The organism is Paenibacillus rhizoplanae (assembly GCF_042684125.1).
Classification (GTDB): Bacteria; Bacillota; Bacilli; order Paenibacillales; family Paenibacillaceae; genus Paenibacillus_AQ; species Paenibacillus_AQ rhizoplanae.
Genome location: NZ_JBHUKY010000010.1, coordinates 90454 through 106904, shown reverse-complemented (window position 1 = coordinate 106904; position 16451 = coordinate 90454). Strand labels below are relative to the sequence as shown.

The window sequence follows — 16451 nt, the reverse complement described above, 5'->3', positions numbered from 1 at the left end:
CAGCACCAGCGCCGCCAGCGCGAGCGGCGCACGATCCGGGCCGCCCGCCTGCGGCAGGGCGGCGGTAAGCGCGTCCGCGTGCAGCGCAGCGGAGCGGCGGGTGTCCTGCGGCGCGGGGAGAGCCGCCGGGTCCGTAGCCGCCGCGCCGAGGGCAGCGGCGGCAGCGGCGGAGGGCGTGGGGTCGAAGGGGACCCAGCCCGCGCCGGGGAAATAGACCTCGACCCAGGCGTGGGCATCGCCGCCGGTCACGCTGTAGCGCTGCGGCACAGAGCCGGGCACGGCGGTTCCCGGGCCGTAGCCCTGGACGTACCGCGCCGGAATGCCGCTGCTGCGCAGCAGGACCGTCATCGCAGTGGCAAAATGCACACAATACCCCTGACGGGTCCCGAACAGAAAATCATCGGTGAAATCGGCACCGGATGGCGGCACGAGGGTCTTCAACGAATAGGAGTAGCCGTCCTGAAGATAACCAGCAACAGCTACAGCGGCATCGTAACGGCTGACCGCAGCAGCAGTAAGCTGGCCAGCCAGCGCACGCACTCTGGGCGGCAGAGCAGCGGGGAGCTGCAAATACTGACTGCGAACCCCTTCAGGATCACTCCCCTTCAGCGTCCGCAGCACCGCCGGATCGCTTGGCGGCAGAACAGACTTCACAGTATACTCCGTAACCCCTGCAGAGCCGTAGACTTCCGGCAGGCGGAAGCTAAGCTTGTCCGAACTGGCAAGCACGTAACCCAGCTGGCTTCCGTCCGCAAGCCGGATGTTCTGTACGTCCGTTATAGCGCCTGCACTGAACAGCGGCACACCTCCAGGGGAGGGCGAAGCCAGTTGAATCCGCTGAATAAACGTCTGCCCCCCGGCTGATACAGCATCGGCCAGAGCGGGCACCGCCCCGGACAGCCGGGGCAGATTCAGTGCTGAATACGCGGCTCCGCTCCTGATCCAGCGGCGGCCGTCATAATACGCCATACTCTCCCCGCGCCAATAGTAGGGACGGGAAGCAGTGACCGTGAAGGCCGCCTCCCGGCTGGGAGTCAAAGGCATGCCAAGCTCTCTGTCCTCCATGCTGTAGCCAGTGCTGCCACTGCTGGGTACGCCTGCATCCTCCGGCCTTTGCGCCGTAGCCCAGTGCTCCAGCTTGTCCAGCACCGGCTGCAGCGTAACCGGGGCAGCCTGGCGCGCTCCCAGCCCTTGCCCGGCTATCCAGGCGGCCAGCGTTACGATTACAGCCGCTGAGAATGCCCTGGCTCCCCAGCGGGCATAAGGAAGAACAGGCCTTCCTGTCCTCTCTTGCAGGTGGAGCAGCCCGCTTAAGGCCCGCAGCCACAGGATCAGCCCAACAGTGACCAGGACATCCCCGGAAGTATTAACGGCATAGCCCATATCCAGCACCAACAGATACACCAGCGTTAGACTGGTGAACAGCGCAATACTTCCTCTGTACAGCGCAATCTGCTGGACAGAGGATACCAGCAGTCCCCAGCCCAGCACCAGAATCAGCAGCCTGCTATCCTCGCTTAATGCAGAGATCCGGCCAGAGAGGAGCAGCAAGGCATCCTGTCTGCTTTTCTCCATGGCATAGACCTTCAGCCACCCGCCCCCACCTCCTGCAGCAGCACAAAGGGCATACCAGGTCATGAAGATTAGAAGAAACTGCCCGCTTGCCTGGACAAGACGGGGCAGCAGCAGACAGCCCCATGCGAGTAATGCTGCTGCCGAGAGCATCAGGAGCCGCAGGAGCTGTGTATGGTCCGCTGCCGCAGACAATCTGTAGAGCGGCAGCAGCCACAGCGCAAAGACGCCCATAATCGCCAAAGAGAACAGGCCGCGATAGTACAGGGGGCTGTTCTCTCTTTTACCTGCGGAGCTGTTCTCTGCAAGGTCTGATTCCTGCATCCCTGCCGCTGAAAACCAGATGCTTCCGTAGCGCCGCTGCCTGCTGTAGGTTGAGCCCTTCGGACTGGCGCCATTCGTACTCACATTAACGAGAGTTGGAGTTATCCGGGAATCCATCAGGCTCCGCCCCCTTGTACCCTTTTGCAGGAGCAGCATAGCTCAGACAGTGAATCCTCGCTCCAAGCCGCATCAGACTTCCCGCAATCGTATCCGAGGCAGGCGGTCTGCTGTTCCCGTAAGCTGCAGGATCATGCTGCTCGGTTGTTTCCCACCCCTCCCGTGCCAGCCTGCTGCTGCGGGATAGCTCCGGCATTGTACCCGCTGCTCCGGCGGGACTCCGCACAGGATTACCGGGGGTTCGGCTCGGAGCAGGCTGATCCCAGACATAATACAGCTCCACCCTGATTCCCTGCACCAGGAAGCGGGCCAGCGTTCTCGCCGACTCCTCCTCCAACCGGCCGGTAATGACCGATACCGTCATCCCGGGAATCCAGCTCCGCGACGCATCCTCCAGCAGTCTGCTGAGACTCTGTGAACCGGAGGGGGCAATCTCTGTGAGCAGTTCCCGGACCCTCCCGGGAATCTGGCCCAGCCCCTCATGTCTGGCCATCCCTTCCGGCCAGCCGCCACTGAAGAGCTGGATGTAGCTGCCGGTACGCTCGGCAGAGAGCAGCAGCCCCATAGTAGCAGATACCGCCTGTTCAAAGGCCGGGATCACCGACCAGCGCTGGCTGCGGGGAGGATGCGCACCGCCGGGAATCTCGTAATCCGCCGGACTGCTCGCAAGCACGATGCAGGTCATCTGCCCCGCTTCACGTTCCGGCACTCTGCTCTGCAGGTTGCCCTTACGGGCGCTGCTCTTCCAGTGAATCCGGCTGAACGGATCACCCGGCGCATAATCACGGATATCCGCTGCTTGCGGGCTGTTGTGGTTCCCCCGCCCGGATGCACGGTCCCCGGGCAGCAAGCCGGTATCCGGCACAACTGTGCCCATATATAGTGCCCTTGGCAGCACCTTGAAGTCCGCCTTGCCGCCCGGCTGGCAGCCGCCGGTGAACAGCCCCGGCAGATCCCCCCAGGTTACACTGCACCCATGAAGCTGATGCACACCTCTGGGAGCAGACAGCAGCTCATACGAATATTTGAAGGAGCGCCGGAAGCCGGGAAACAGCAGCTCCTGATGGCTGCCCCCGCTCCAGTAATCGGTCACAATCATCCAGGGCAGCGGGATTCTGGCGGCAAAAGAAATCTCCACTTCCACAACTGCATCGTCCCCCGCAGACAGATGCGCAGGAGTAATCGTGCGCTGGACATTAACTCTCCGGGGACCGCAGAGCTGCATCAGCAGGCCGCCGGACATGACCACTCCGCCAGCTGTCAGCAGCAGCAGGAGCGATTCTCCTCCACGCCACAAATACAGTCCTCCGGTAACTGCCATCAGGAGCAGCATTCGCCCCCACTCCTTGGCTGCGCGGCGCACACGCTTCCGGGGGAACCCGGCAATCTCTGCATTCCCATACCTGTTCTGCTGTGAATATACCTGTGATTTCGGATCTATCAATGATGATGAGGACAAGGAGGACACCCTTCCATGGTCATAGACTAACCTCCTGATAGCCTGTACTTCCACTGGCTATACCGCTTACTGAGGCCTGTTGCTATCTATTCTTTCCACGAAAAAGGATGCCCAGACATTCAGCAGCCGCTTTTCCCGCCAGCGCTCCCTGCTCCCTACTCTCCTTGCCGTCTTCGCCGCCCAGCCTTCCTCCTAACCCTGATATCTGCCTTACGCTGCTGTAACCCTGCGCTCCTCTACATTAACAAAGGCCTCGGCGCCCGGATGCCCAGCCGCCTCAAGCAGCGTACGCAGGGGTACCCAGAGGGAGGAGCCTTGGAGCTGCACCTGTGCCGCCTTGTACTCTGCCGTTCCGTCCGGCCAGTGAATGCCAACCTCCTGCTTCTCTGAGTCTAACGTCATGCTGCGGCCGTTCCAGCTTACAGCTGCGCTGCGGGTAGCCGCATTCCAGCCGACCCGTCCGCCCAGCCGTTCCACGGTGGCGCGTAGCGGAACATAGTACTGCCCGTCCTGGAGACGGTACTCTCCGGGCTTCAGCTTAATCTCCATCCGGCCAATCTCAAGTGCAAGCGCCTTGCCTGGTGCAAACAGCTCCGCATTCGGAGCAATATTGGCTGATATCCACTCCTGTGACGGCTTGCCCCGCTGAAGTGCGGCTGCCTTGGAGGACACCCTGAACTGTACCGGATCACTCTGCGCATTCAGAACGCCGAACTCATAACCGGCCGCTCTGTAGCGTTCAATAATGGCAGGCAGTGCCTTGGCACTCTGTTCATGGCCTGATCCGTCATGCAGCAGCAATACCACACTGGAGGAGGTCAGGTCCGCAACAGAAGCCTGCACAATCTCCGCAGCGGGCACTCCCCGGCGGCGGGAATCCCCGCTATCCACGGTCCAGTCCATCACCCCGTAGCCTGCCTGCTTCAGCAGATTGAAGTACGTGCTGTCGAAATGGCCGAACGTACCGCCAGGCGCACGGACCAGCTGCGGACGGACGCCTGTGATCTCACGTACCGTTTCCTCCGCCATTTTGATTTGGCGCCAAAATTCCGTGAATCCGCTATATAAATCATGATAATTATGATTATAGGTATGGTTGCCGATAGCATGCCCCTGCTCCCAGATGGCGTTGATCAGCTCAGGACGGCTTGCGGCCTGATCCCCCAGCACGAAGAAGGTCGCCTTAATCCCCTGCTCCTGCAATATGGTAAGGACCTTGGGAGTAACTGCGCTTGGCCCGTCGTCAAAAGTCAGATAGACCACCTTCTCCTTGCGCTGTCCCGCTGCTGGAGCAGCTTTTCCCGCAGCAGCGGATACTTGATGTATCGCGGGAGCAGGATGCTCTACCCCTGCCTTAGGGGCTGAAGCGCCCCCGGAAATATGCGGCTGCCGTGATTCTGCGGTTGTCATTCTGACCACTGCCGGGGGCAAATCTTGCACCGGGACAGCTGGAGGATTATTCTTAGAGAGTAGAGTTAACGTACTGCCTGCTTCAGCCTGTAGGGAGTACTTACTCCGCGAACCGGAAGAATTCCCCTGCCCTCCATAAGCTGACACACCCAGACTCAGTACAACAGCAATAACAAGCAACCCGCAGATCATGATGCGGCGGATAGGATTTTCCAGGTTGTCCTTCATCTTCTCTACCTCCAGCATTCTATTGGCGCACCCGCACCATTTGGTAGATTGTATGAAGACAAGCTTCAGAATAGAATAGGCGCGCAGCCTTTGGAGAGTGAAGAATCTATGGATATGCTGAAATGGATACAGGAATTGTTTGCGAGCTATGGATATAGCGTGTTGTTCTTCGGGCTTTTGCTCGAATTTATCGCCCTCCCCTTTCCCGGGGAGACCACGATGGCCTTCGCAGGATTTCTCTCTTTCACGGGGAGGCTGGATTTCTTCACACTGGTGATCGTAGCCTTCTTGGGGACTACAATCGGGATGACCATTACTTATTTCATCGGACTGAAGGCCGGTCTGCCCTTTATCCAGCGGTACGGCAAATGGTTCATGTTTTCTCCGGCCAAGCTGGAAAAGACGCAGCGCTGGTTCGAGAAATACGGCAGCGTGCTGATCTCCATCGGCTATTTCATCCCCGGCGTCCGCCACTTCACCGGCTATTTTGCCGGGATTATCGCCCTGCCCTTCCGTAAATTCGCTATGTATGCCTATGGGGGCGCAATATTCTGGGTGGTGTTATTCCTCGGAATCGGCAAAATCTTCGGCCCGCAGTGGATGGGCATCTTCCATCTGATCGAATCCTACGCCCTTTGGATCGCGGTTGGCGTGCTGGCCATCGCTGCGCTGATTGTCATCTACCGTTACCGGGCTGCCATTTCTCTCCGGCTGCGGCGGCGCAAGCCAGTGGCAACACTTGAACCCAAGGTCCAAGTGAAGGTTAAAGAAACCTCCAAGACTCGCTGACTAAACCCTCACCTAACGCCTGAAAGAAGGTTTTCCTGTGAAAATAGACCGTCTGCTCTCCATTGTTATTCTGCTGCTGAACCGGCCGCTGATTCAGGCCAAGGAGCTGGCTTATATGTTCGAGGTCTCCGTGCGAACGATTTACCGCGATATAGACAGCATTAACAGCGCAGGCATCCCTGTGGTTACCTATCAGGGAGCAGGGGGCGGCATCGGCCTCATGCAGGGCTACCGGCTGGACCGCAACGTGCTGTCGGAGCGCGAGCTGGCCGATATCTTCAATGCGCTGCAAAGTACCTCTTCCATCGGAGGAGCGGGCCATCAGCTATTGATGGAGAAGATCAGCAGTGTCGTCCCTCCCTCCCAGGTTGCTGCCTTCCGCAGCAAAACCACCCGGATGATCGTCGATTTCTCCCCCTGGGAGCTGACGGGTCCGCTAAAGGAGCGGCTGGGCCTCCTTAAAGAAGCCTTGGAGGAGGAGGTCATGGTCACTTTTGAATACATAACTGCCGAAGGCAGGGTAAGTCTGCGTACAGTCGAGCCGTATACGCTGGTCCTCAAGGGACAGTTCTGGTACTTATACGGGTTCTGTCAGGACCGTCAGGATTTCCGCCTCTTCAAGCTGCTGCGGATGAAAGCGCTGGTGAAGGAGAACAGGCACTATATCCGCCAGGATATTCCGCTTACAGAGCTGCCGTGGAGTAGTAGCTGGAAAGAACCGCAGAATCTCACACGGGTCACGCTGCGTTTCACGCCGGAAGGCAAGCATCTCGCCGAGGAATACTTCGACTGTGAGACGCTAGAGCGGGATGATACCGGCGGATATACCATCACGCTCCAGTACCCTGAGAATGACTGGCTGTATGGCTTCCTGCTAGGCTTCGGGACCGTCCTGGAGGTGCTGGGACCGGAGCATGTCCGCCGCAGATTAGGCGAGGTGGCCCGCGGGGTCGCGGCGGCATATTCAGCAGATCTGGCGGAGACGCAATAACCGCCCCACTCGCACATGCACAATCTTTTTCCATCCGCATACGAACCTGAATCTATGCTGTCAGGTTTGCCGGTATATACTCTAAGGGATAAGCTGGTTATTGGCTGGGTTGCTTGGGAGGATGCTGGACAGCGGGGCAGTTCTACATCCTCTCCAGACGCAAAGAGACGATCCGCTATAACCGTTAACGGTTATAGCGGATCGTCTCTTTTTATACTATATACAGAATTATGCTCTCTGTGATTTCGCCAGGTTCGGCTGCGGCTGTGCGCCTTCCGCTTCTTCCGTCTTCAGGAAGTCCGGCTGCGGAGAGGTCTTGCGGATGAACAGGGCCAGCACCAGGGCAAGAACAGTCACCCAGGTTGCTACAGCGAACGCGTGGGTAATTCCGTTAATCGTTGCGTCCTGTGTAAGCTTCATCATCGCGGCCTTATCGGTCTTGGATACCGCACCACTGACCAGTGCATCGGTAATGTTGCTCTTCGTACGGTTGGTCATCAGGCTGACGAACAGGGCCATCCCCAGGGCGCCGCCCACGGTTCGCAGGGTGTTCGACATGGCTGTACCATGGGAAGCCAGACGCTGCGGTAACTGATTCAGACCGGCGGTGACGATTGGCATCATCAGCATGGACATGCCGAACATCCGTGCCGTATACGTCAGAATCAGGTGGGTATAGGTGGTGGTGCTGCTGATCTGGCTGAATTCCCAGGTCGTCACGGCGGTGATGGCAAGGCCGATAACCGCCAGCCATCTGGCACCGATTTTATCAAATATAATTCCGGTGATCGGTGACATAATACCCATCAGAATCGCACCCGGCAGCAGCATCAGTCCAGATTCCATCGGTGTGAAGCCCCGGATCGTCTGCAGATAAATCGGCAGCAGGATCATCCCTGCATACATAGCCATGGTGACAATAATGTTGATTACGGTAGTCAGTGAGAACATGTTGTAGCGGAAAATCCGGAACTCAAGCAGCGGCTTATCCGCTGTCAGCTCACGCCACACGAACAGTCCCAGGGACACGATACCCAGGATCAGACAAAGAATAACGGTCGTGCTTCCCCAGCCGTCCGTTCCGGCGTCACTGAAGCCGTAGAGCAGCCCGCCGAAGCCCAGGGTCGATAAGATCACACCCGGTTTATCTAGCTTCGGAGAAGTCAGCTTACCGACATTCTGCATGGTCTTCATACCGAGCAGCATCGAAAAGATGGCCAGCGGAAGCACAATGTAGAACAGTACGCGCCAGGAATAATTCTGCACGACCCAACCGGACAAGGTAGGTCCGACTGCCGGAGCAAAAATCATCGCAACCGCCATCAGGCCCATCGCCTTGCCCCGTTCTTCAATCGGGAAGATGCGCAGGAACACAATGTTCATCAGCGGCATCAGAATTCCGGCACCCACGGCCTGAATGACTCTGCCGACCATAATCATCTCAAAGCCTGTTCCTATTGCACACACCAGTGTACCTATCGAAAATAACATCATTGCTGTCGTAAAGAGCTGACGGGTTGTAAATTTCTCCACCAGATAGGCGCTGATCGGCACCAATACACCGTTGACCAGCATGAACCCTGTCGTCAGCCATTGGGCCGTATTGGCGAGGATATTCAGATCCTCCATCATTTTGGGCAGTGCCACATTCATCAGTGTCTGATTCAATAACGCCACGAAGGCGCCGATCAGGAGCGCTGCGATAATTGGGCCTCTGCGGAACGTCTTCGACGGTGCATTACCGGCTGTAATTGTACTCATAGCTTCTTGTTGTCTCTCCCTTGTTCTAGAATTCGGATAATTTCACCGTGCAGCCGCAGCAGCTCCTGTACATCCTCCGTAGGAATATCTGCCAAGGGCTGCAAATGTCTTCGGAGTGACTGTCTGCTGAGCAGACGGATCTCCTTGCCTTTCTCGGTCATCGCCAGCTTGAATATTCGTTTGTCGCTCTGCGAGCGTTCCCTGGTGATCAGTCCGGCCTTCACCATCCGGTCCACTACACCGCTGGCTGCGCTGTTGCCCAGATGCAGAAGATCGGCCAGCTCCGTGATCCCGATATCGGGATGCAAGGATAACTTACGCAATACCATCAGCTGGGTAGATGTGATGTTAAGCTCCTCTGCATCCTTCCACAGAAGCTGCTGGAAATTATGGGTAATGCAGCGGAAAGAGGACAGAATATCGTCCAGTTGCTTTTCCTTTTCTTCCAAGCCTTATCCCTCCACAAGCATAATGCACAATAATACTTCGCATGCGAACTATTTTACTATTTACCTATTTATTCGTCAATGGTTTTCTTGCAGAAATTTTCTGAAAAATTAATGAAAGCGAGGATTTATCATGAATTCTGAACAACGCAATTACTGGAACGGGCAGCATAAAATTTTGTCCGGGATGATCACCAAGCCGGGGGCGCATACTGAAGCAGCCGCTATCATTCTGGAGCTGCATACCGCCCTCTATGCTTCTGAAGAAGGAAACGGGGAACAGGCAACCTATGAGGATGCTTTATGGGACCAGCTGCTGGAGTCCACCGCGCGCAGCTACCCGGTGCAGACACCCGGCAGCCGTAATTCTATAGTCTGGCATCTGTGGCACAGTGCACGAATAGAGGATATTACCATGAACATCCTGGGGGCAGACCGTGAGCAGGTGCTTCATACAGAGAGCTTTGCAGATAGGCTGCAGATCCCTTTCCCTCATTCCGGCAACGGGATGAGCGAGCAGGATATCGCCGCCCTCAGCGCAGAGATCGATCTCGGAGCGTTGGCAGCGTACCGGTGTGCTGTCGCGGGCAGAACCCGCTGCATCCTCTCTGCGCTGCAGCCGGGCCAATTCACGGCCAGAGCCACACCGACGCAGTTCCGAAGAGTCAGAGAGGAGCAGGCCGTCCTGGAAACCGAGCAGTGGTTATTCGATTATTGGAGCGGCAAGACCTTTGCCGGTCATGTTCTGATGCCGGTTACACGCCATAATTTCGTCCATCTTACCAAGGCCATGCGTGTGAAGCAGAAGCTCCAGCGGTAATCGACTATTCTTGCCTAGCCTGGAACAAAGCTTAAAAATTTCGAGGAACCTGCATTGAAGCCGCCTTCTGCCTACAAGCAGGTAGCCCAGATGCGGGGCTGACCGGAAGCAGTTGGATAAATGTATCTTAATTTGACCAGATTTGGGGGTTAGCCGGAAGCAAGTGGATAAACACCATCTGTTTAGGACAGTTATCGCTACTATGGATGAAACGGGTAGATTTAAGTGCCTTTTTTCCAATTGCTGATTCAGCAGCAGCCTAATTGTGCATTAGTAGTTGGAGAAAATCCACTTGTTTCCATTCCCCATTTCCTGTCCCACATAACCGTCCCCATCCCGCCTGAGCATATCTCTCCCCCAAGAGGCCAGGCCCCCGTCCAAGGTTTTTTTCGCGCGTTTCACGCACGAAGGCCAAAAAAGAGCGGACCGGAGTTTCCTCCGGTCCGCTCTTCATCTATTCAGGCAACTCGCTCTATCCTTGGCACCCCACACTGCCGGCCAGTACCGGCAAGAGCTGCGCCACCTCGTCCGCTGACGGCTGGGTGCCGGCGGCAAGGCCGCTGGCAATCGACATCATCAGCTTGATCCGGTTGGCCTGGTTCACGACGCTGACTCCGGCATCATAATCAATGGCGACTATATTCGCGCCTGGATACAGTTCCTTCAGCCCTTTGATCATCCCGCGTCCGGTAATATGGTTCGGCAGGCAGGCGAACGGCTGAATGCAGGCAATATTGTTCACCCCGTTATCCAATAGATCCATCATTTCCGCCGTCAGGAACCAGCCTTCGCCCATCTGATTGCCGACCGACACGAGGCGGCTTGCCTTCTCGGCCAGGCCGTAGATATTCTCCCGGCCTTTGGATAGTCCAGCCTGCTCCAGCGCCACTTTGACCGGCTTACGGTAGATTTCGAGATAGGAGATCAGCATGGGATTAATATAGCCCAGCCGTTTGCTTTTGCCGAATTGCTCAGCCTTGTAGATCGGATTGTAGACACAATAGAAAATAAAGTCCAGGAAATCAGGCATCACGGCCTCTCCGCCCTCCGCCTCAATCATGTCGATGATATGGTTGTTGGCATCCGGATGGAATTTGATCAGAATCTCCCCGACAATGCCCACCTTGGGCTTATCCGCCGGGATGACCGGTAGCCGTGAGAACCCGGCAACAATCTCACGGGTAAGCCGCTTATACTCACGGAACGAGAAATTCGACAAGCTGCCCTTACAGCGTCCCATTCCCAGGCGGAATAAAGCCTCTGCGCTTCCCGGCACTGCTTCATAGGGTCTGAAGCGGTGCAGCAGGCGCATCATCAGATCCCCGTAACAGGCTGCTGCAATCAGGCGGTTTGCCAGCTTGAGACTGATGCGGAAGCCCGGCTGATTCTCCATCCCGGAGGCATTCAGGGAGATCACCGGGATCTGCCCCAGATTGGCATCCTTCAGCGCCTTGCGCAGCAGGGAGATATAGTTGGTCGCCCGGCAGCCGCCGCCGGTCTGCGACATAATTACAGCAGTCCGGTCCGGGTCATAATCGCCGCTCTTCAGTGCCGACAGCATCTGCCCGATCGTTACAATCGCCGGATAACAGGCATCATTGTTGACGTACCGGAGGCCTTCCTCCGTCTCCTGCGGACTGGTCGATTTCAGAATTTTCAGCCGGTAGCCCGCACCCTGGAAGACCCGTTCGAACAGCTCGAAATGAATCGGCGACATCTGCGGAGCAAGGATGGTATAGGTATCCTTCATTTCTTTGGTGAACGGCACATTGACTTGCGGCTTGTAGAGCAGCTGCGGCTTAACCTCGCCCCTCTCGCGTTCGCGCATCGCGGCCTGAAGGGAACGCAAGCGAATCCGCGCGGCTCCGAGATTACTGATCTCATCAATTTTGATGAGCGTGTAGACCTTGTTGTGGCGCTCCATAATCTCCTGCACCGCATCGCAGGTAATCGCATCGATCCCGCAGCCGAAGGAAGTTAGCTGGACAAGCTCCAGATCACTTCTTCCCGCCGCCAGCCGGGCCGCACGGTACATCCGCGCATGATAGGTCCACTGGTTCACCACGCCAACATCCCCTTCGCTGCGGTCCAGATGGCAGATCGAATCCTCGGTCAGCACAGCAAGCCCCATACCGGTAATCATATCGGCAATCCCATGATTGATCTCCGGGTCGGCATGATACGGATGTCCACAGAGCAGAATTCCCTTCGTACCTGTCTCCGTGAGGAAGACCAGCGTCTCCTCGCCCTTGGTGCGCACATCGTTCTTCGCCTGCTCCGCTTCCGCCAGTCCCGCCTGAACAGCGGCTGCAATCTCCTCCTTAGGCACCTCGGCGAAGGTTCGCGCCAGCACCCGGGTCAGCGCCGGAATATCGTCGAAGGTCAGGAACGGGCTAACCAGCGGAACCCCCTGCTCCTTCAGACCGTCCATATTATTGCGGATCACCTCGGGGTAGGAAGCAACCACCGGGCAGTTGAAGTGATTCTGCGCCGCATCATCCTCCTTCTTCTCATATACCACCGCCGGGTAAAAGATGAAGTCCACGCCCTGGCCGATCAGCTGCTGTACATGCCCGTGGGCCATTTTGGCCGGATAGCAGATGGATTCCGAAGGAATGGTATCCATTCCGCTCTCATACAGCTTCTTACTGGACTTCGGAGACAGCACGGTCCGGTAGCGCAGCGAGGTGAAAAAGGTATGCCAGAACGGGTAATTCTCGAACATATTCATCGTGCGCGGAAGTCCAACCGTCCCCCGGACCGCCGCCACTTCAGGCAGACCCTCGTAGGCGAAGAACCGCTCATATTTGTATTGCATCAGATTCGGCAGCGTATTCTTCTCTTTCTTGCCGCCTGCGCCGCGTTCACAGCGGTTCCCCGTCACATGGAAGCTCTTGTCCGGGAACCGGCTGATGGTCAGCGCACAGTTGTTGGCACAGCGGCTGCAGCGGCCTGGAGCGACTGAATACTGGAAGGTCTCCAGCTCCTCCGGTCCCAGAATCGTGCTGATTCCTTCCGGCGCAGCCTGTTCTCTGGCAATCAGCGCACAGCCGTAAGCGCCCATCACGCCGGCGATATCGGGTCTGACTACTGTTCTTCCCGTCAGCAGCTCAAAGGCCCGCAGGACAGCCTCATTATAGAAGGTGCCGCCCTGAACAATGATATTCCGTCCCAAATCCTCGGGATTACGGATCTTGATCACCTTTTGCAGCGCATTCTTCACCACGGAATAGGCCAGCCCGGCCGAGAGATCGGCAAGTGTCGCCCCTTCCTTCTGGACCTGCTTCACCTTGGAGTTCATGAACACGGTACAGCGTGAGCCGAGATTCACCGGTCCCTTCGATTTGAGCGCCGCAGCGGCGAACTCTTCTATTCCAAGCTCCAGCGCGGAAGCGAAGCTCTCCAGGAAGGAGCCGCAGCCTGCCGAGCAGGCTTCATTAAGCATCAGGCTGTCGATGGCTCCCCCGCGGATCTTGATGCACTTCATGTCCTGGCCGCCGATATCGAGGATGAAGTCGACCTCCGGCATGAACCGGGAAGCTGCCTTGTAATGGGCAACTGTCTCTACTTCCCCGCCATCCATCCGCAGCGCCGCCTTGACCAGACCCTCTCCATAACCGGTTGCGTAAGCTCCAGCTATATAGCAGCCTGAGGGTAGAATCCGGTAAATGTCCTTCAAAGCATCCGTAACCGACTGCAGCGGATTCCCTCCATTGCTCCCGTAGAAGGTATGCAGAATCTCATCCGCCGCTCCGGTAACTACCAGCTTTGTCGTGGTAGAGCCTGCATCAATGCCGAGATAGACCGGCCCCTGGTAAGCAGCCAGCGTGGAACGCGGTGCTGTCGCCTGACCGTGACGGAGTCTGAACTGCGCCAGATCATCCGGTGTTCTGAACAGCGGCGCCAGTTCTGCATCCTCCGCCCGGTCTTGCGAGAAGTCTACAGCCATGATCCGGGCAATCCAGCCGTTCAGCGGCAGGAATAAGGGATCTGACCCGGCAAGCGCCGAACCGATAGCAACGAAATATTGCGAGTGCTCGGGGAACAGTACCTCGTCCTCCTTCAGCCCGAGCGTCTCCGTGAACCGGTCCCGCAGAGCGGACAAGAAGGTCAGCGGTCCCCCGAGAAAAGCAACACGCCCACGGATCGGCCGCCCGCAGGCCAGGCCGCTGATCGTCTGGTTCACAATGCTCTGGAAGATCGAAGCCGCCACATCCTCGCGCCGCGCCCCTTCATTCAGTAGCGGCTGCACATCGCTCTTGGCAAAGACCCCGCAGCGCGAAGCAATGGGATAGATCCGCTCATGCTTCACAGCAAGCTCATTCAGACCCGCAGGGTCCGTCTGCAGCAGAGAGGCCATCTGATCGATGAATGCCCCTGTACCCCCTGCACAGGCTGTGTTCATCCGCTGCTCAATGCCGCCGCTGAGATAGATGATTTTGGCATCCTCCCCGCCCAGCTCAATCGCGGTATCACATTCCGGAATCCGTCCGCTTATCGCCTTCGTGCAGGCAATGACCTCCTGGACAAACGGAATCTCCCCCAGCTTGGATAAGGACAACCCGGAGGAACCGCTGACGGTGAGTGCTGCTTCACTATCGGGGAATCGCTGCTGTACATCGGACAGTAGGGCGATCGCCGCTTTTTTTATATCACTGAAATGACGAACATAATCCTGATAAATAATTGTATTTCGTTCCATAACCACCAATTTGGCTGTAGTTGATCCGACGTCAAGCCCAATACGCAGTCTCTTCATGCCATCCCCCATACCTTGCTCCAAATTTGAAGTAATATGAGGCAACTATATCACGAGTGAGCCTGGCTATAGCTGTTAGAAAAGTAACAGACAAATACAATTATTTACCAGCATACTTAATTATTTCACGATTTGTTCTAATGCGGTCTCCACATGGCCCTTCACTCTGACTTTTCGCCACTCCGCTCTCAGAATCCCTTCCTCATCAATCAGAAAAGTAGAGCGGACAATGCCCATAAATTCCTTGCCGTAGAGCTTCTTAAGCTGCCATACTCCGAACAAATCGCTCACCACATGTTCCTCATCGGACAATAACGGAAAGGGCAGACTGTTCTTTGCAATAAATTTGCTGTGTGAGGAAAGCGGATCGGCGCTGATTCCAAGGACAACCGCCCCATTCGCGGCAATCGTGTCGTGGGCATCACGGAAATCGCAGGCCTCCTGGGTGCAGGCTGAGGTACTGTCCTTGGGATAGAAGTAGAGCAGCACCTTCCTGCCGCGATAATCGCTCAAGCTGATGTTGCCCCCTGTTGAGGCAGGGATTGTGAAGTCCGGAACCTTGTCGCCTACTGTGATACTCATTTATTATTCACTCCTCGTAATGTATTTGTTGATTTCTGAAATTGCGTGTCTTCCCAAAAGAAATTATAATGTAGAGAATGTGAACTGGAAAGGACGAACGAAATGCCACCAAGAAAGAACCGGCACGCCAAAGCCGGCAAGTCAAAGAAGAAAACGCTGCTCTGGACTCTGGCAATCTTCCTCCTTCTAATTATCGGAGGTCTGGTCTATTATTTCACCTCCATCTACAATCAGCTCGACAACATGCATAAGACAGGTGAAGATTCTCCGTGGGCGAATGTACCGACAGCCTCGGCAGAAGCGGTTAAGCCCCCTGAATGGGAAGGCACGGAGCCGGTCAATATCCTGCTCATGGGCGTGGATGCGCGCGGGGTGAAGAAGGGCGAGGTGCCGCGTTCCGACACTATGCTGGTCGCCTCACTTGATCCGGTGAAGAAGAAATTTTACGTCTTTTCCATTCTTCGTGACACTTATGTTGACATCCCTGACCATGGTACACAGCGGATCAACGCCGCCATTACCTATGGACCCAATACGGCGATGCAGACGGTCAGCGACCTGCTCGGTATCCCGATTCAATATTATGTCTATACCGATTTCCAGGGCTTCATGAAGCTGGTGGATGCTGTAGGCGGTGTGGATTATGAGGTCGAGAAGGATATGCGTTATACCACCAAGGCGGACGGGCCTGAGTTCGATATCGATCTCAAGAAGGGCTTCCAGCACCTGGATGGCAAAATGGCCCTGCAGTATGTGCGCTTCCGCCATGACGCGACCTCCGATTTCACCCGGACAGAGCGCCAGCGCGGCTTCCTTAAGGCTGTAGCAGATAAGGTAATCAGCACCACCTCCATTATCAAGCTGCCGACCATTCTTGGTGAGGTTACACCTTATATTGACACGAATCTTGATATTAGCGACATGTGGAAGCTCGGCGCTGTAGGCTATGACAGCTCTATGGGCGGCAGCGCGCAGATTCCGCCGATGAATCTGATCCGGGAGAAGACCCTCAAGGACGGCTCCCAGGTGATCGGGTTCAGCAGCGAGCGGGCGCTGAAGCAGTTCGTAGAGGATACGCTCACTGCACCCGAACCATCGCCAACTCCTGGAGCAGAGGCTTCACCGGGCAGCAGCCCTTCCGCATCACCGGGAACAAAGTAACATCCAATATAACCATGCTTGGCACACGGGGC

General features: G+C 56.5%; 11 protein-coding genes. 4 read left to right on the top strand and 7 right to left on the bottom strand.

Annotated features, from left to right (window positions below; all coding sequences use genetic code 11):
* The 3 genes from ACFSX3_RS03660 to ACFSX3_RS03650 form a co-directional block, all read right to left on the bottom strand.
* On the bottom strand, positions 1 to 2013 hold a 2013-nt coding region (locus ACFSX3_RS03660; RefSeq protein WP_379312614.1), incomplete at its 3' end, for a transglutaminaseTgpA domain-containing protein.
* The gene (locus tag ACFSX3_RS03655; RefSeq protein WP_379312612.1) at positions 1982 to 3472 is read right to left on the bottom strand and encodes a DUF58 domain-containing protein; all 1491 of its coding nucleotides are present in this window, start codon (positions 3470 to 3472) and stop codon (positions 1982 to 1984) included. The genes ACFSX3_RS03660 and ACFSX3_RS03655, both read right to left, overlap by 32 nt.
* A 210-nt stretch (positions 3473 to 3682) precedes the next feature.
* A complete protein-coding gene (locus tag ACFSX3_RS03650) occupies positions 3683 to 5110 on the bottom strand; it encodes a polysaccharide deacetylase (RefSeq protein WP_379258063.1) in 1428 nt (475 codons plus the stop codon).
* A 108-nt stretch (positions 5111 to 5218) separates the two neighbouring features.
* On the opposite strand from ACFSX3_RS03650, the gene ACFSX3_RS03645 reads away from it, so the two are divergent.
* Both ACFSX3_RS03645 and ACFSX3_RS03640 read left to right on the top strand, forming a co-directional pair.
* Positions 5219 to 5899 carry a DedA family protein gene (locus ACFSX3_RS03645; protein WP_209993750.1) on the top strand — a complete coding sequence of 227 codons (681 nt, stop codon included), beginning with the start codon at positions 5219 to 5221 and terminating at the stop codon, positions 5897 to 5899.
* A 37-nt stretch (positions 5900 to 5936) separates the two neighbouring features.
* Positions 5937 to 6890 carry a helix-turn-helix transcriptional regulator gene (locus tag ACFSX3_RS03640; protein ID WP_209993749.1) on the top strand — a complete coding sequence of 318 codons (954 nt, stop codon included), beginning with the start codon at positions 5937 to 5939 and terminating at the stop codon, positions 6888 to 6890.
* Between the two features lie 228 nt (positions 6891 to 7118).
* On the opposite strand, the gene ACFSX3_RS03635 is transcribed toward ACFSX3_RS03640, so the two are convergent.
* Together ACFSX3_RS03635 and ACFSX3_RS03630 are read right to left on the bottom strand one after the other, a co-directional pair.
* Positions 7119 to 8651 (bottom strand): DHA2 family efflux MFS transporter permease subunit, encoded by a 1533-nt coding sequence (locus ACFSX3_RS03635; protein WP_209993748.1) that lies wholly within the window; start codon positions 8649 to 8651, stop codon positions 7119 to 7121.
* Positions 8648 to 9100, bottom strand: a complete 453-nt coding sequence (locus tag ACFSX3_RS03630) for a MarR family winged helix-turn-helix transcriptional regulator (protein WP_209993747.1) — start codon at positions 9098 to 9100, stop codon at positions 8648 to 8650. The genes ACFSX3_RS03635 and ACFSX3_RS03630 overlap by 4 nt, the downstream gene beginning before the upstream one ends.
* A 130-nt stretch (positions 9101 to 9230) precedes the next feature.
* Between ACFSX3_RS03630 and ACFSX3_RS03625 the strand changes: the two genes are divergently transcribed.
* Positions 9231 to 9917, top strand: a complete 687-nt coding sequence (locus tag ACFSX3_RS03625) for a DinB family protein (protein ID WP_209993746.1) — start codon at positions 9231 to 9233, stop codon at positions 9915 to 9917.
* A gap of 472 nt (positions 9918 to 10389) precedes the next feature.
* Here the strand turns inward: ACFSX3_RS03625 and ACFSX3_RS03620 are convergent, their stop codons facing one another.
* Both ACFSX3_RS03620 and bcp read right to left on the bottom strand, forming a co-directional pair.
* Positions 10390 to 14676: an acyl-CoA dehydratase activase-related protein gene (locus tag ACFSX3_RS03620; RefSeq protein ID WP_209993745.1), complete on the bottom strand. Its 4287-nt coding sequence runs from the start codon at positions 14674 to 14676 to the stop codon at positions 10390 to 10392.
* A gap of 120 nt (positions 14677 to 14796) precedes the next feature.
* Complete coding sequence (gene bcp, locus ACFSX3_RS03615; protein ID WP_209993744.1) at positions 14797 to 15258, bottom strand: thioredoxin-dependent thiol peroxidase; 462 nt, start codon at positions 15256 to 15258, stop codon at positions 14797 to 14799.
* 102 nt (positions 15259 to 15360) lie between these two features.
* Between bcp and ACFSX3_RS03610 the strand changes: the two genes are divergently transcribed.
* Positions 15361 to 16419 carry an LCP family protein gene (locus ACFSX3_RS03610; RefSeq protein WP_209993743.1) on the top strand — a complete coding sequence of 353 codons (1059 nt, stop codon included), beginning with the start codon at positions 15361 to 15363 and terminating at the stop codon, positions 16417 to 16419.
* The last annotated feature ends 32 nt before the right edge of the window (positions 16420 to 16451 follow it).

Coding starts and splice junctions, on each gene's coding strand:
- ACFSX3_RS03650 (WP_379258063.1), bottom strand. CDS start 5,110: ATGAAGGACAACCTGGAAAATCCTATCCGCCGCATCATGATCTGCGGG.
- ACFSX3_RS03645 (WP_209993750.1), top strand. CDS start 5,219: ATGGATATGCTGAAATGGATACAGGAATTGTTTGCGAGCTATGGATAT.
- ACFSX3_RS03635 (WP_209993748.1), bottom strand. CDS start 8,651: ATGAGTACAATTACAGCCGGTAATGCACCGTCGAAGACGTTCCGCAGA.
- ACFSX3_RS03625 (WP_209993746.1), top strand. CDS start 9,231: ATGAATTCTGAACAACGCAATTACTGGAACGGGCAGCATAAAATTTTG.
- ACFSX3_RS03620 (WP_209993745.1), bottom strand. CDS start 14,676: ATGAAGAGACTGCGTATTGGGCTTGACGTCGGATCAACTACAGCCAAA.
- bcp (WP_209993744.1), bottom strand. CDS start 15,258: ATGAGTATCACAGTAGGCGACAAGGTTCCGGACTTCACAATCCCTGCC.
- ACFSX3_RS03610 (WP_209993743.1), top strand. CDS start 15,361: ATGCCACCAAGAAAGAACCGGCACGCCAAAGCCGGCAAGTCAAAGAAG.